Genomic DNA, 350 nt, shown 5'->3' on the forward strand with positions numbered 1-350 from the left:
GATAAAATCAGTGAAAACGCCAATCCCCTCGTCGCCATTTCCATGGTAGTGCCAAGATATTTCAGCAATATCGGCAGCAGTTCCAACATGTAATTAAAGTCAAATCCCATACGGCTTACCTAAAGGCTAGAGAAAAGAAAAGGTGGAAAACAAGTTCCACCTTTACGTAAGTTTATTTTAGTCCGAGAGAGATACCACTTTGCGGCCTAAAGTACAAAGAGTTCTTATTTCGTGATGTCAGCGCCAAACCACTTCACGGAAATTTTCTCTACTGTACCATCTGCGCGCATCCCAGCCAGAGCTTTGTTGACTTCGTCTTGCAGCTTACGACCTTTCTCGTTATCCACGAA

Annotated in this window: 1 protein-coding gene and 1 pseudogene; both read right to left on the reverse strand. The window is 43.4% G+C overall.

Annotated features, from left to right (window positions below; all coding sequences use genetic code 11):
* Positions 1-110: pseudogene (locus tag FTW16_RS01405) on the reverse strand (amino acid ABC transporter permease); the annotation flags it as partial.
* A gap of 114 nt (positions 111-224) precedes the next feature.
* Positions 225-350 (reverse strand): transporter substrate-binding domain-containing protein (locus FTW16_RS01410; RefSeq protein ID WP_146489801.1); only part of this gene is annotated, 126 nt, incomplete at its 5' end.

Source organism: Vibrio sp. T20 (assembly GCF_007858795.1).
GTDB lineage: Bacteria > Pseudomonadota > Gammaproteobacteria > Enterobacterales > Vibrionaceae > Vibrio > Vibrio satsumensis.